Origin of the sequence: Govania unica (genome assembly GCF_027920805.1) — a bacterium.
In the GTDB taxonomy this organism is placed as follows: domain Bacteria; phylum Pseudomonadota; class Alphaproteobacteria; order Sphingomonadales; family Govanellaceae; genus Govanella; species Govanella unica.
In genome coordinates, this window is record NZ_JANWOI010000004.1 from 509,596 (window position 1) to 524,602 (window position 15,007).

Here is a 15,007-nt window from a genome sequence, read left to right on the forward strand (position 1 = left end):
GACATGGTTGCTGATCGCGGCGCAGACATCGCCCGTTTTAAAGTCTCATCTGTGGTTTCAGGGCTCTGCCTTGTCCTTGCCGCGTTTTTCCTGATCGCGGTTCCGGCTCCGGCCTGGGCGGTGCTCAAGGTGGATATCACCAAGGGCAATGTCGACCCGCTGCCGATCGCCATCACGGCGTTCACGGGCGTGGCGGCTGAAAAGACGCTGGAAGGTGGCACGGATGAGATCGGGCGCAATATTGCCGGGGTGATCACCAACAACCTCGCGCGGTCGGGCCTGTTTCGCACCATCGATCCGAAAGCCTTCATCAACGCCGGTGAAACGCCGGGCGGACGGCCCAATTTCGGCAACTGGCGCGGGATCGGGGCGCAGGCCCTGGTGACCGGTCAGGTGCAGTTGCAGACGGACGGCCGCTTGCGGGTCGAATTTCGCCTGTGGGACGTTTATGGCGAAAGCCAGATGACCGGTTTGCAGTATTTCTCGGCCCCGCGCACCTGGCGACAGGTGGCCCATATGGTGTCGGACGCGATCTATAAGCGTCTGACCGGGGAAGACGGCTATTTCAACACCCGCATCGTTTATATTTCCGAAAGCGGCCCCATGAACAAGCGCGAGAAGCGTTTGGCTATCATGGATCAGGACGGCTACAACCACCGCTTTCTGACCTCGGGCAAGGATCTGGTGCTGACGCCGCGATTCTCGCCGACGGCGCAGGAAATCACCTATATGGCCTATTACAATAATCGGCCGCGGGTTTACCTTTACAATATCGACACCGGGACCCAGGAACTTCTGGGCGACTATCCGGGCATGACCTTTGCCCCGCGCTTCGCACCGGACGGCAACAAGGTTATCTTCTCGATGGCGGCGAGCGGCAATACGGATATCTATGAAATGGATCTCCGCACCCGCAAATCGCGGCGTCTGACGGCCGATCCGAACATCGACACCTCGCCGAGCTATTCGCCGGACGGTCAGGAAATCGTATTCAACTCGGACCGTGGCGGCACCCAGCAGCTTTATGTGATGGATGCGAACGGCGGCAACGTGCGGCGGATCAGCTTTGGTGATGGCCGCTATGCGACGCCGGTGTGGTCGCCGCGCGGGGATTTGATCGCATTCACAAAACAGTCCAAAGGACGTTTTTACATTGGCGTCATGAGGCCTGACGGCAAAGGCGAGCGGCTGTTGACCGAAAGCTTCATGGAAGAAGGGCCGACATGGGCGCCGAACGGACGTGTGATCATATTCTACCGTAAAGATCCCTATGATCGGAACGGCAAGGGCGGGGCGACAAGTCTTTGGTCTGTAGACTTGACAGGGTATAATCTTCGCAAGATTATCACGCCGCTCGACGCCTCGGACCCGGCATGGTCGCCCTTGCTAAGGTGACAGGTCGCGCTTATAGTGTTACAGCGTTGAGAGAAATTTAGAATCAGCGATATGTCTTTAAAAGGGGATGTACGTTGAGGACTTTCCTGAACTCGTAAAATGAGAATTGATGTCTGGCTGGGGGCTTGCCCAAAAACCATTCAGTAATCAGGCTCGGACAAAAACACTTTGGAAGGAACTCCCGAAATGCTTCAGAGAAGCTTTGGTCTTAAAGTCCTCCTCGTGGGGGCAACGACTCTTCTGCTGGCCGCTTGCGCCAACACCCAGAAGAAACAGCCGACCACGCAGGAAACTGCTCCGGCTCCTATTGCGCAGCCGCAGCCTGCTCCCGCTCCGGTTGGTCCGGTTCCTGGCAGCCAGGAAGATCTGAACCAGACCGCTGGCGATCGTATTTTCTTCTCGTTCGACAAGTATGACCTTGACGATGCAGCACAGGCCACGCTGCGCAAGCAGGGTGAATGGCTGAAGAAATATCCTTCGGTCAGCGTGATCGTCGAAGGTCACTGTGACGAACGCGGCACCCGCGAGTACAACCTTGCCCTCGGCGAGCGTCGTGCGAATGCCGCTAAGAACTACCTCGTGGCACTTGGCCTTGACGCCAGCCGCCTCGAAACCGTCAGCTACGGCAAAGAGCGCCCGGCTGTCGTCGGCAACGACGAGAGCGCCTGGTCGCAAAACCGTCGCGACGTGATGGTTGTGAAATAAGCTTCACAGCTTTCGCTTGAGCTACCGGAACCCGCGTCCTGCAAAGGACGCGGGTTCTTGGTTTTAAAGGGCATCAATTGGCCCCTTGCATTTACTGAAACGGGCACGCTATAGCCATAATCTCGGGCTAGTGTCGTCAGCCGCTGTTCGGTGGATCAAGATCGGGGCCTCACTGCGGGCCAGAGTTCAGGGAGAGAGTCCATGGGGTTGTCCATATCTGTTGTGCGCGGCGCATTCCTCGCGGTCGTGGTGGCCGGGATGGTTGTCTGCATGGCCTGTCCGGCCTCGGCGCAGGATGTTGGCAAGCGGGTCGACAAGCTTGAAAAAGAACTGACGGCGGTTCAGCGCAAGGTGTTTGGCCGCGGTTATGTTCCGCCGGTGGACGAGGGCGAACCCGAAGCTCCGGTGGCGAACCCGCTGGCCGATATGGATGTGCGGGTCAATTCGATTGAAAGCCGCCTGCAGCAACTGACCGGGCAGGTGGAGGAATTGCGCCACAAGAACGATGAACTGGCGCATCGTCTTGAAAGCTTCATGTCGGATACGGAATTCCGTTTCAACAGCCTTGAGGGCAAGGGTGGCACGGGGGGCGGCACGGCCTCGGCCGGTGGCGGCATGACGGAAACTGAAGGTGGCGGTTATGGCGAGCCCGCAGCCTCTGGCGGGGCAGCGACGGCCAGCACCGGCGGGGCGCTGCCGAGCGGGACGCCGATTGAAAAATACAATTACGCCTATGCGCTGCTCAGCAAGGGCAAATATCCGGAAGCCCAAAGCGCGTTCCAGAGCTTCCTCGCCCAGAACCCGAAGGATGAGCTGGCGGGCAGTGCCAATTATTGGCTGGGTCAGACCTATTTCGTGCGCGGTCAATATGATCAGGCCGCCAAGGTCTTTCTTGAAGGCTATCAGGCCTATCCGAAAAGCGCCAAGGCGCCGGATTACCTGCTGAAGATCGGGATCTCGCTGACCAAGATCAAACAGACCCAGGATGCCTGCGCCGTGTTCGCCGAACTGAAAACCCGCTTCCCCAATTCGCCTGCTGCGAAAGATCGCATGCCGGCGGAAAAAAAGGTGGCGGGCTGTAAGTAAGCCGGACTGGTGTTCGAGCGGAACCGTGGAGTGTGGGTGTTCGCGAAAAAATAGCTTGCCGTAAGTAGTAGGCGGTCCCGGCCGTCATCGCGAGCCGCGTTAGCGGCGTGGCGATCCAGATCTTGGGCCGCGCTCCCGGGTGGTGGCGAGACTGGATTGCTTCGGCAGATGCCTCGCAATGACGGATGGGGCGTGGTTTACCCGGCTGCTTATTCGCCTGCTGCTGAAGATGGCATGCGGGTGGCGTTCCTGCGGTGGAACCGTGAAGTGCCGGTGTTTGGACTTGGCAATGAGGCGGTTGTCATCGCGAGCCGCGTTCGCGGCGTGGCGATCCAGATCTTGGGCCGCTCCGGCTGGACGGATGGGGCGTGGTTATGCCGGTTTACTTCGTGGGGCGGCTGTGGAACAAAAGTCTGATGAAACGGACAAGCGGAGTTCTACGGCATGAAGATGAGAAATCTGGGGCGCACCGGGCTTAGGGTCAGCGAGATCTGTCTGGGCAGCATGACCTGGGGGCGGCAGAATTCTGAGGCTGAGGGGCATGCACAGCTGGATTATGCCGTGGCGCAGGGGGTTAATTTCATTGATACGGCGGAAATGTATCCGGTGCCGCGGGACCCTGACTATTACGGCCGCACCGAGGAGGTTATTGGCAGCTGGCTGCAGGGGCGGGGTGATCGGGATAAGCTGATTATTGCCACCAAAGTGTCGGGGCCGCGTATGACGCCGACCATTCGCCCCGGCCAGGTGCGGCTTGATCGGGCCAACATCATGGCGGCGGTGGACGCGAGCCTTAAGCGGCTCAGGACCGATTATATCGATCTCTATCAGACCCATTGGCCGGAGCGGCCGTCGAATTTTTTTGGCACGCTTGGGGTGACCGAGCTGCGCGATCGTCCGGATATGGTGCCGATCGAGGAGACGCTTGAGGCGCTCGATGCGCTGGTCAAGGCGGGCAAGGTGCGCCATCTCGGGGTGTCGAACGAAACGTCCTGGGGACTGATGCGGCATCTCCATCATGGCGAGCGGGCTGGGCTCGCGCGGATCGAGACCATCCAGAATCCCTATAGTCTGCTCAATCGCAGTTTCGAGATCGGCTTGTCGGAAATCGCGCTGCGGGAGGAGGTCGGCTTGCTGGCTTATTCTCCCCTGGGCATGGGCGCTTTGAGTGGCAAATATCTGAATGGCGCGAAACCCGAGGGGGCGCGGTTCACGTTGTTTGCGGATTTCAATCGCTATCAGACCCCGAGCGGGATCCAGGCGATCGAGAAATATGTGGCGCTCGCCCGGAAATACGGGCTGGTGCCGGAACAGATGGCTATCGCCTTCACGCTCACGCGGCCGTTCATCGCGGCGACCATCATCGGGGCCACCAGTCTCGATCAGCTGAAGATCGACCTGAAGGCAGCGGAGGTCGAGCTTGGCGATGAGATCATGGCCGAGATCGAGGCCATCCATCGGGAGCATGTGATCCCTTGTCCCTGAGCGACGACGATTTCGCCCGGCTGATGGCGCCCCTTGGTCCGTTCGAGACCGCGCCACGGTTGGCGGTGGCGCTGTCTGGCGGGGCGGATTCTATGGCGTTGGTGCTGCTGGCGGATGCCTGGGCGCGGGCGCGTGGGGGAATGGTGCTGGCGCTGACGGTCGATCATGGGTTGCGGGCGGATTCTGCGGCGGAGGCGGCCGGGGTTGCGGCGCGCATGGCGGCGTTGGGCATTGCCCATGAGACGTTGGTCTGGAGCGGTGAAAAGCCCCGGCGCGGCGTGCAGATGCGGGCGCGGGAGGCACGCTATGAGCTGATGCTCGGGGCCTGCCGGGCGCGCGGGATTCTGCATCTGCTGGTGGGCCATCATGCCGGGGATCAGGCCGAGACGGTGGCGATCCGGGCTGAACGGGGCAGTGGGACTGCGGGGCTTCAGGGCATGACGGCGATATCGCCGCCGCCGCTGCCGGGGCCACGCTGGCCACGCCTTCTCAGGCCGTTGCTGACGGTGCCGAAGGTGGCGCTTGAGGCTTATCTCCGGGCGCGGGGGGAGGACTGGATCGAGGATCCGTCCAACCATAATCCGGCCTATGCCCGCGTGCGGGTGCGTCAGGGTATGGATGAGGTCGAAGCGGCGCGGTGGCGGGTGGCGGCGGACGCGGCGCGCGAGGCGGCGACGCTTGAGGCGCGCGATCTTGGGCCGCTTCTGGTGCGCGATGTGGTGCTGCATCCGGCGGGGTTCGCGCAATTGGCGGCACCGCCGTTTCTGGATCCTGAATTGCGTCGGGCGGCCTGGCAGGCGGTTTTGATGACGGTGGGCGGGTTGACCTATCCGCCGCGTGGGGAGGATCTTGACCGGCTGATGGCGCGGGTGACGCGGCTGGATTTTCGCGGGGCGACGCTGGGCGGTTGCCGGATCGAGACGGGTGTGGGCCGGTGGCGGGTCCTGCGCGAGGAGGCTCTGGCCGATGAGCAGACGGCGTTTCAGGACGGCATGATGTGGGACGGGCGGTTTCGTCTGAGCGGTGACGCTGAGGGGCTGGTGGTTCGACGTTTTGCGGGCGGTGACATTCCGGGGCTTCCGGCGGCGGTGCGGCGATCCCTGCCGGGGTTGTGGGATGGCGACAGATGCCTGGGGCTGCCGGTGATGGACGGGGTGGCCATTCCGGAAAATTTGCTGCGACGCGGCATTTTTGCCTGTTTTCAACCAGCTCGCGCCTTATTTTATTGAATTCAGAGCGTCTTTCTTGACGATCGGCCGCTTTTCTGCGGCTCGCTGCTTGTTTGCGGTTTGGAAAGCACCTATTTATTAGGTTGGTTTTTGCCTGGCCGCTTGGGGTCTGGCGGAGAAGGAAGCTCGACACCGTGGGAAATCTCGGACGGAACCTCGCCCTTTGGGCTGTTATCATATTGGTGTTGCTTGCACTTTTTAACCTCTTTCAGGGGTCTTCCGGGCAAGGGGCGCAGACAGACATTGCGTTTTCGACGTTCCTGCAAGATGTCGAACAGGGCAATGTGCGGGCAGTGACCATCGAGGGCCGGAATATCACCGGCACGAAGGGCGACAATACGAATTTCCGCACCTATGCGCCGGACGATCCGATGCTGGTCAGCCGTCTGACCCAGCATGGGGTCAGCATCACGGCGAAGCCTGAGGAACAGAATCTGCTGGCCGGCATCTTCATGTCGCTGCTGCCATTCCTGCTGTTGATCGGCGTCTGGGTGTTCTTCATGCGCCAGATGCAGGCCGGAAACGGCCGGGCCATGGGCTTCGGCAAGTCGCGGGCGCGGCTGTTGACCGAAAAACAGGGCCGGATCACCTTCAATGACGTGGCCGGGATTGACGAAGCCAAGGAAGAACTTGAAGAAATCGTCGATTTCCTCAAGGACCCGGGCAAGTTCCAGCGCCTTGGCGGCACCATTCCGAAGGGCGCTTTGCTGGTCGGTCCTCCGGGTACCGGGAAAACCCTGCTGGCGCGTGCCATCGCGGGGGAGGCCAATGTGCCGTTCTTCTCGATCTCGGGCTCGGACTTTGTGGAAATGTTTGTCGGCGTTGGTGCAAGCCGCGTGCGCGACATGTTCGAACAGGCAAAGAAAAACGCTCCCTGCATTATTTTCATCGATGAAATCGACGCCGTCGGGCGTCATCGCGGCGCCGGTCTTGGCGGCGGCAATGACGAACGCGAACAGACCTTGAACCAGTTGCTGGTCGAGATGGACGGCTTTGAAGCGAACGAAGGCATCATTCTGGTGGCTGCCACCAACCGTCCGGACGTGCTTGACCCGGCGCTGTTGCGGCCGGGCCGGTTCGACCGTCAGATCGTGGTGCCGAACCCCGATCTGAATGGCCGTGAAAAAATCCTCAAGGTGCATATGCGCAAGGTGCCGCTTGGCGCCGATGTGGATGCAAAGACGATCTCGCGCGGGACGCCCGGATTTTCTGGGGCGGATCTGGCCAATCTTGTCAACGAAGCGGCGCTGATGGCGGCGCGTCGGGGCAAGAAGGTTGTCACCATGGCCGAATTCGAGGCTGCCAAGGACAAGGTGATGATGGGGGCGGAACGTCGCTCCATGGTCATGACCGAGGATGAAAAACGCTCGACCGCCTATCATGAAGCCGGTCATGCGCTGGTGTCCCTGATCGTGCCGCATAATGATCCGCTGCATAAGGTGACGATCATTCCGCGCGGCCGTGCGCTTGGCGTGACCTGGAACCTGCCGGATCGTGACCGGTACAGCCAGAACATGAAGCAGATGAAGGCGCGGCTGGCGCTTTGCTTTGGTGGGCGTATTGCCGAACAGCTGATTTACGGCAAGGACGAACTGAACACCGGGGCGTCCAATGATATTGCCCAGGCGACCCGCATGGCGCGGGCCATGGTCATGGACTATGGCATGAGCGAAAAGCTTGGCTGGTTGCGCTATCGCGAGAATCAGGACGAGGTGTTTCTCGGTCACTCGGTATCGCGGTCGCAGAATATTTCCGAAGACACCGCTCGCCTGATCGATCAGGAAGTGCGGGTTCTGGTGGAAGAAGCTGAAGCCACGGCGCGGAAGGCCCTCAACGATCATATTGATGATCTGCATAAGGTGACGAAGGCGCTTCTGGAATATGAAACCCTGTCGGGTGAAGAGGTGCGGGCGCTGATGCGCGGCGAAACCATCAGCCGTCCGGTGGAAGACAACAAATCGAGCGGACCTGACGAACGGCCGCGTGCCTCCACCGTGCCGGAAGCCGGACGCGGTGGCGATACGGGCGGTACGGCAGAACCTCAGGCCGGTCTTTGAAAGCGTGAGCTTGGGGTTCTATGTCCGATAGTCTGAAGACCGATCATCTTGAGATGGGGGCGCGGGTTTACCTGCGCCCCTTCGGTTTTGTGAACGGTGCCGAGGCCCGGGACGCGGTGGCGGCCGGGCTTGCCTGTTTTCTGGCCGGTGGACCGGTGGCCTTCATGGGCGTTGAACTGGTCCGGCGTTCGGGCGGGGCGGTGACGCGGGAGCTTTTGCCGGTCACGGCGATCGCGGCGCGATCCGATGTGGCTTTGACGGTTACGCGGATGACAGCGGCGCGGCGGCCGCTTGAGCTTGGGGCCGGGCGGCGGTTGTCGTTCGAGCGGCCGTTGGTGATGGGCATCCTCAATGTGACGCCGGACAGTTTTTCCGATGGCGGCAGTTTTGCGACCAGCGAGGCGGCGCTTGAGCGCGGGCGGGTGATGCTGGCCGAGGGCGCGGATCTTTTGGATGTGGGCGGAGAATCGACGCGCCCGGGGTCCGACCCGGTGGCGCCGGAGGAGGAAATCCGCCGGGTGCTGCCAGTGATCCGGAGTCTTGTGGAAGATGGCGCGATTATCTCCATCGATACACGCCATGCCGCGACCATGCGGGCGGCGGCGGCGGGGGGCGCCCATATTATCAATGACGTATCAGCGCTTGGGCATGATGGGGACAGTCTGGCGGCAGCGCGGGAGCTTCGCTTGCCGGTCATTCTGATGCATGCCCAGGGCGACCCGAAAACCATGCAGGACGCGCCCGTATATGACGACGCGCTGTTAGATGTGTATGATTATCTGGCCGACCGGATTGACAGGGTGACGGCGACGACGGGGGTATCGCGGGCGCAGATCGTTGTCGATCCGGGGGTTGGGTTCGGCAAGGGACTTGAGCATAATCTGGATCTGTTGCGCGGCTTGTCCATGTTCCATGGTCTTGGTTGTCCCATTCTGCTCGGGGTGTCGCGCAAGAGCTTCATCGGCCGCATCACCGGTGTGACCGACCCACGGGAGCGGTTGCCGGGGGGGCTGGCGGCGGAGTTGAAGGCAGTTCTCGCCGGTGTGCAGATGCTGCGGGTGCATGATGTGGCGGCGACTGTGCAGGCGCTTGCCGTGTGGGATGCTCTCTGAGCGGATTCCATTTCCTGCCATAATCCCGGCGTTTTTGCTGTCTAAACCCGCTCTTAAAGAGTTTCTGCTTAAACTGCCAATCAGAGCATCGAAAACGGGACGAAAAACGATGACGCGGAAATATTTCGGGACGGACGGGATTCGGGGGCGCGCCAACAGTCACCCCATGACAGCGGAAATTGCCATGAAGGTCGGCATGGCGGCCGGGCGGCAGTTCACCCGGGGTGACCATGTTCATCGCGTCGTCATCGGCAAGGATACCCGGCTGTCGGGTTATATGATCGAACCCGCGCTCGCCGCCGGATTCATTTCCATGGGCATGGATGTGATTTTCGCCGGACCGATGCCGACGCCGGCCGTGGCCATGCTGACGCGCTCGTTGCGGGCGGATCTTGGGGTCATGATCTCGGCCTCGCATAATCCTTATCAGGACAATGGCATTAAATTGTTCGGGCCGGACGGGTATAAGCTGTCGGATGATATCGAGCGCGAGATTGAGGCGCGCATGGACAATGGCTATGGCGATCATCTGGTGCCGTCGGAAAAGCTTGGCCGGGCCCAGCGTATGGAAAATTCGGTCGGCCGTTATATCGAATATGCGAAGAACACCTTTCCGCGTCACCTGCGCCTGGATGGCCTGAAGGTTGTCGTGGATTGCGCCAATGGGGCGGCTTACAAGGCGGCGCCTGCCGTGCTGTGGGAGCTCGGGGCCGAAGTGGTGCCGGTGGGTGTGACGCCGAACGGGACCAATATCAACAAGGGCTGCGGGTCGACCGCGCCGAGCTATGTCTGTGAACAGGTGGTGGCTCATGGCGCGCATATCGGCATTGCCCTGGATGGGGACGCCGATCGTGTGCTGATTTCCGATGAAAACGGGCAGTTGGTGGATGGCGATCAGCTGATGGCGGTCATCGGGCATTATCTGAACGAGACCGGGCAGCTGCGCGGCGGCGGCGTGGTGGCCACCATCATGTCGAATCTTGGGATGGAGAAATATCTGAACGGGCTTGGACTCGATCTGATCCGCACTCAGGTGGGCGACCGTTATGTGGTCGAGAAAATGCGCCTGGGTGGCTATAACGTCGGCGGCGAACAGTCGGGGCATATCGTGCTGTCGGACTTCACCACTACGGGCGACGGCATCATTGCTGCCTTGCAGGTGCTGGCGGTGGTGATCCAGAGTGGCAAGCCGGTGAGCGAGATCTGCCGCCGCTTTACTCCGTATCCGCAGATTTTGAAAAATGTCCGTTTCGAAGCCGGAATGACTCCGCTCGATCAGCCGCTGGTGCAGCAGGCGATCGCGGCCGGGGAGCAGCGCCTGCTTGGGTCGGGCCGGGTGGTGATCCGCAAGTCAGGCACCGAGCCGCTTATCCGCGTGATGGCGGAGGGCGAGGACGAACTGCTGGTGCAGACCGTGGTCGATGATATCGTCTCGACGGTTACGGTGGCTTGCAAGGCGGCTTAGGCGGGATTCAGTTTTTGATGGCGCTGGATCCCCGCGTTTGCGGGGATGACGGGTATTTGTGTTATGTAGGACTTTCTTGTCATTCCCGCGCAGGCGGGAATCCAGGCTTTGTTCTGAAGGCTGGATTTTTATACGGGTGGCACATGGACGGACGGGTGTTGATCGTGGCCGGATCGGATTCTGGCGGCGGGGCGGGGATTCAGGCGGATATCAAGACGGTGAGCGCGCTTGGCGGGTTCGCGGCGACGGCGGTGACCGCCCTGACGGCGCAGGATACTCTGGCTGTGCATGAGGTATTTGCGGCGCCCCCGGGGTTTGTCGCCAAACAGATCACTGTGGTGTTGGATGATATCGGCGCCGATGCGGTCAAGATCGGCATGCTGGCGAGTGCTGAGATCATTGCGGCGGTGGCTCAGGCGCTTGCGTCTTATGACGGGCCGCTGGTGGTTGATCCGGTCATGGTGGCGACGTCGGGCGGGCGGTTGCTGGCTGATGATGCGGTGGACGCTTTGAAGACGTTGTTGATCGGGCGGGCGACCGTGGTGACGCCGAATATTCCCGAGGCTGAGGTCTTGACCGGCATGGTGATCCGCACGCCCGATGATATGGCGGTGGCGGGGCAGGCCATTCTGGAGCTTGGCCCGCAGGCTGTGCTGATGAAGGGCGGGCATCTTGAGGCGTCGCGGGTGGTCGATCTGCTGGTGACGGCGGACGGGGTGATGCGATTTGAGAATGCCAAGATCGTGACCGAGTCGACTCATGGCACCGGCTGCACGCTGTCCTCGGCCATTGCGGTCGGTCTGGCGCAGGGGCAGAGCCTGCCGCAGGCGGTGACGCGGGCACGGGATTATGTGCTGGCGGCGATCCGGCTGGCCCCCGGGTATGGGCGTGGGCATGGGCCGTTGAACCATGTGGATGCGGGGAAGGTTGTCTGAGGGGTGCTGCGGTGCGGCTTCGTGCTTCGAGACGCCCTACGGGCTCCTCAGCACGAACGGTTAAATTTGTATCCGGTCGTGCGGAAAAGCATGATTAAACCTGTCATTCCCGCGAAAGCGGGAATGACAGGTAGGGGGAGAATGACGGGTGGCGGCAGGTAAAGGGTACGCCTTGTCCGGTAAAGGGGGCGGCTGTGCGGTTTAGGTTTGCCATCACAAAACACACAATGTCATTGCCGGGCTTGACCCGGCAATCCATCTGGCCAGCGGTTTCCCGATTGAACCATGGATTGCCGGGTCAAGCCCGGCAATGACAGATGTGGACAGATATGGGGGCGGGTCGGGGAACGACAGATGGCAATGACAATAAGTTAAGGTGTCATCTTGGAAGCGGACAGCCTTGGGCCGCGCAGAGAACCCGTCAGTTTCTTGCATGGCGGGCATGTGGAAATCAGCGTTTGACTTCGGTTGGCCTTTCTATATGGTCGCGGGCGGGCCACATCCCCCCACCGGGGTGCGCCTATTCTGTGAGGGATAGGAGATACATCTCATGACGAAACCAGCTACTAAGCCGCAGTCCCCTTATTTTTCTTCGGGGCCTTGCGCGAAACGCCCAGGTTGGGCGCTCGCCGCTCTCGAAGACGCCTGCCTCGGCCGGTCGCATCGTTCGAAACTCGGCAAAAACAAACTCAAAGAAGCGATTGATCGCACGCGCGCCGTTCTTGGCGTTCCTGCGGATTATCGTATTGGCATCGTTCCAGCGTCGGATACCGGCGCAGTGGAAATGGCGCTCTGGTCGCTTTTGGGCGCACGCGGCGTTGATATGCTGGCATGGGAAAGCTTCGGTGACGGTTGGGTTACCGATGTTGTCAAACAATTGAAACTCGAAGACGTGCGCAGCCTGAAAGCCGGTTACGGCGAGCTGCCGGATCTCGCGGCAGTGGATTGCAACCGCGATGTCGTCTTCACCTGGAACGGCACCACGTCCGGCGTGCGCGTGCCGAACGGCGACTGGATCGCCGACGACCGCGAAGGCCTGACCATCTGCGACGCCACCTCGGCGGCGTTCGCCATGGATCTGCCGTGGTCGAAGCTCGATGTCACGACGTTCTCGTGGCAGAAGGTGCTCGGCGGTGAAGGGGCTCATGGCATCCTGATCCTGAGCCCGCGGGCGGTCGAACGGTTGCAGACCTACAAGCCGTCCTGGCCGTTGCCGAAGGTGTTCCGTCTGACCTCGGGCGGCAAGCTCATCGAAGGCATTTTCGTTGGCGAAACCATCAACACCCCGTCCATGCTTTGCGTCGAAGATTATATCGATGCGTTGAAATGGGCTGAGGGCGAGGGTGGCTTGACGGGCCTGATCGCGCGTTCGGAAGGCAATCTTGCCGTTCTTGCGAACTGGGTTGCGGCGAGCGACTGGGCGGATTTCCTGCCGGTGGTCGAGGCCACGCGGTCCTGCACTTCGGTGTGCCTGAAGATCGTCGATCCCTGGTTCACGGCGCTTGATGCCGAGGGTCAGGCCAAGGTGGCGAAGGACTTCGCCAAGATCCTTGAAGACGAGCATGTGGCCTATGACATCGGCAGTTACCGCGATGCCCCTCCCGGCATCCGCATCTGGGCCGGTGCCACCGTTGAGGCTGCGGATCTTAAGGCTTTGCTGCCCTGGCTTGACTGGGCCTTTGCCACGCTGAAGGCGAAAGCCTGACATTTCCCTATTCGTTAAGCGTTTGTGGCGGGTTCCGGGGTGGGCCCGAGCCCGCCTCTCTCGCTTTACAGGATGACTTTATTTTTTCAGGAAAGGGCAGGATATGCCTAAGGTTCTGATTTCCGACGACTTGAGCCCCCTGGCCAAGCAGATTTTTGAAGCGCGCGGTATTGAGGTTGATCAGATCGTGGGTCTGACCAAGGACGAGCTGATCGCGAAAATCGGTGAGTATGATGGTCTGGCCATTCGGTCGGCCACCAAGGTTACGAAGGACGTGATCGCCGCCGCCACCAATCTGAAGGTTGTGGGCCGGGCCGGGATCGGTGTTGATAACGTGGATATTCCGACCGCCACGGGCGCCGGGATCGTTGTCATGAACACCCCGTTCGGCAATTCGATCACCACCGCTGAACATGCCATCGCCATGATGTTCGCCATTGCTCGGGAAATTCCGATGGCGGATGCCTCGACCCGTCTGGGCAAGTGGGAAAAGAACCGCTTCATGGGGGTCGAGCTGACCTCGAAGACCCTTGGCATCATCGGGTGCGGCAATATCGGCTCGATCGTGGCCGAACGCGCGCTTGGCCTGCGTATGAAGGTTGTGGCGTTTGACCCCTATCTGTCGCCGGAACGTGCGGTTGATCTTGGCGTTGAGAAGGTCGAGCTTGATGAGCTGTTCCGTCGCGCTGATTTCATCACGCTCCATACGCCTTTGACCGATGGCACCCGGGGTGTTGTGAACGCTGCGGCGTTTGCGAAGATGAAGGATGGCGTCTTTATCATCAACTGTGCCCGTGGCGGCCTGGTTGTGGAAAAGGACCTGAAGGCGGCGCTTGAATCTGGCAAGGTGGCAGGGGCCGCTTTGGACGTGTTTGAAGTCGAGCCGGCCAAGCAAAACGATCTCTTTGCCTTTGAGAACGTGATCCTCACGCCGCATCTTGGCGCGTCGACCAATGAAGCTCAGGTCAATGTGGCGGTTCAGGTTGCCGAACAGATGGCGGATTACCTGCTTGATGGGGCTGTGACCAACGCGCTTAACATGGCGTCGGTGTCGGCTGAGGATGCTCCGCGTCTTCGTCCCTATATGAAGCTTGCGGCGCAGCTTGGCGGGTTTGCCGGTCAGTTGACCGAAACCGGGATCAAGAAGGTTGTCATCGAATATGAAGGCGATGCCGCTCAGCTGAACGTGCGTCCGCTGACCGCTGCCGTGCTTGAGGCGCTGCTGCGTCCCTTGATGGATTCGGTCAATATGGTCAATGCGCCGACCGTGGCCAAGGAACGCAATATCGAAGTGTCCGAGGTGAAGCACGACCGCGAGGGCGATTATCACACCCTGATGCGCGTCACCGTCACCACCGAAAAGCAGACCCGTGACATCGCCGGAACGCTGTTCGCGAATGGCGATGCCCGGATCGTGCAGATCAAGGGCATCAGCATCGAAGCCCAGGTGACCGACAACATGATCTTTGTGGTGAACGAGGATCTGCCGGGCTTCATCGGCAATCTTGGCACCATCCTTGGCAGCGCCGGGCTCAATATCGCCACCTTCAACCTCGGCCGTGAGGCTGCTGGCAAGGAAGCGATTGCGCTTGTGGCCATTGACGGGGCTGTGCCGCAGGATGTGCTCGGTCAGATTCGTTCCTTGCCGCATGTGCGTCAGGTCAAACATCTGAAGTTCTAAGACTATTTCGCAGACCTGCGGGGGCGGGGATCCGGGGGCTTAGGCCCTGGGTCCCCGCTTTTGCGAGGATCAGGGTTTGCGGGTGAATCCGCCCTCGACTATCAGGGCAAATGACAATAGAGTGGCGGCGTTTTTTGTCTGAATGCTGAAGC

General features: G+C 60.7%; 12 protein-coding genes. All 12 read left to right on the forward strand.

Going from position 1 to position 15,007, the window contains the following annotated elements; genetic code table 11:
* The first annotated feature begins 3 nt into the window (after positions 1-3).
* Positions 4-1,395, forward strand: a complete 1,392-nt coding sequence (gene tolB, locus NYP16_RS13170; protein WP_274944620.1) for a Tol-Pal system beta propeller repeat protein TolB — start codon at positions 4-6, stop codon at positions 1,393-1,395.
* 186 nt (positions 1,396-1,581) lie between these two features.
* On the forward strand, positions 1,582-2,100 hold the full coding sequence (gene pal, locus NYP16_RS13175; RefSeq protein ID WP_274944621.1) for a peptidoglycan-associated lipoprotein Pal: 519 nt from the start codon (positions 1,582-1,584) through the stop codon (positions 2,098-2,100).
* A gap of 201 nt (positions 2,101-2,301) precedes the next feature.
* On the forward strand, positions 2,302-3,186 hold the full coding sequence (ybgF, locus tag NYP16_RS13180; RefSeq protein ID WP_274944622.1) for a tol-pal system protein YbgF: 885 nt from the start codon (positions 2,302-2,304) through the stop codon (positions 3,184-3,186).
* A 168-nt stretch (positions 3,187-3,354) separates the two neighbouring features.
* Positions 3,355-3,603 carry a hypothetical protein gene (locus NYP16_RS13185; RefSeq protein WP_274944623.1) on the forward strand — a complete coding sequence of 83 codons (249 nt, stop codon included), beginning with the start codon at positions 3,355-3,357 and terminating at the stop codon, positions 3,601-3,603.
* Positions 3,604-3,630: 27 nt separating this feature from the next.
* Entirely contained in the window at positions 3,631-4,671 is a 1,041-nt protein-coding gene (locus tag NYP16_RS13190; RefSeq protein ID WP_274944624.1) for an NADP(H)-dependent aldo-keto reductase, read from the forward strand.
* Positions 4,662-5,900, forward strand: coding sequence for a tRNA lysidine(34) synthetase TilS (gene tilS / locus NYP16_RS13195; RefSeq protein WP_274944625.1), 1,239 nt, complete (start codon positions 4,662-4,664; stop codon positions 5,898-5,900). Before NYP16_RS13190 ends, tilS begins: the two co-directional genes overlap by 10 nt.
* A gap of 134 nt (positions 5,901-6,034) precedes the next feature.
* On the forward strand, positions 6,035-7,957 hold the full coding sequence (ftsH, locus tag NYP16_RS13200) for an ATP-dependent zinc metalloprotease FtsH (protein WP_274944626.1): 1,923 nt from the start codon (positions 6,035-6,037) through the stop codon (positions 7,955-7,957).
* 20 nt (positions 7,958-7,977) lie between these two features.
* On the forward strand, positions 7,978-9,069 hold the full coding sequence (gene folP, locus NYP16_RS13205) for a dihydropteroate synthase (protein WP_274944627.1): 1,092 nt from the start codon (positions 7,978-7,980) through the stop codon (positions 9,067-9,069).
* Between the two features lie 109 nt (positions 9,070-9,178).
* Positions 9,179-10,534 carry a phosphoglucosamine mutase gene (gene glmM / locus NYP16_RS13210; RefSeq protein WP_274944628.1) on the forward strand — a complete coding sequence of 452 codons (1,356 nt, stop codon included), beginning with the start codon at positions 9,179-9,181 and terminating at the stop codon, positions 10,532-10,534.
* 143 nt (positions 10,535-10,677) lie between these two features.
* Positions 10,678-11,469 carry a bifunctional hydroxymethylpyrimidine kinase/phosphomethylpyrimidine kinase gene (gene thiD, locus NYP16_RS13215; RefSeq protein WP_274944629.1) on the forward strand — a complete coding sequence of 264 codons (792 nt, stop codon included), beginning with the start codon at positions 10,678-10,680 and terminating at the stop codon, positions 11,467-11,469.
* 550 nt (positions 11,470-12,019) lie between these two features.
* A complete protein-coding gene (locus tag NYP16_RS13220; protein ID WP_274944630.1) occupies positions 12,020-13,174 on the forward strand; it encodes a phosphoserine transaminase in 1,155 nt (384 codons plus the stop codon).
* A 103-nt stretch (positions 13,175-13,277) separates the two neighbouring features.
* A complete protein-coding gene (gene serA, locus NYP16_RS13225; RefSeq protein ID WP_274944631.1) occupies positions 13,278-14,855 on the forward strand; it encodes a phosphoglycerate dehydrogenase in 1,578 nt (525 codons plus the stop codon).
* Positions 14,856-15,007 lie beyond the last annotated feature (152 nt).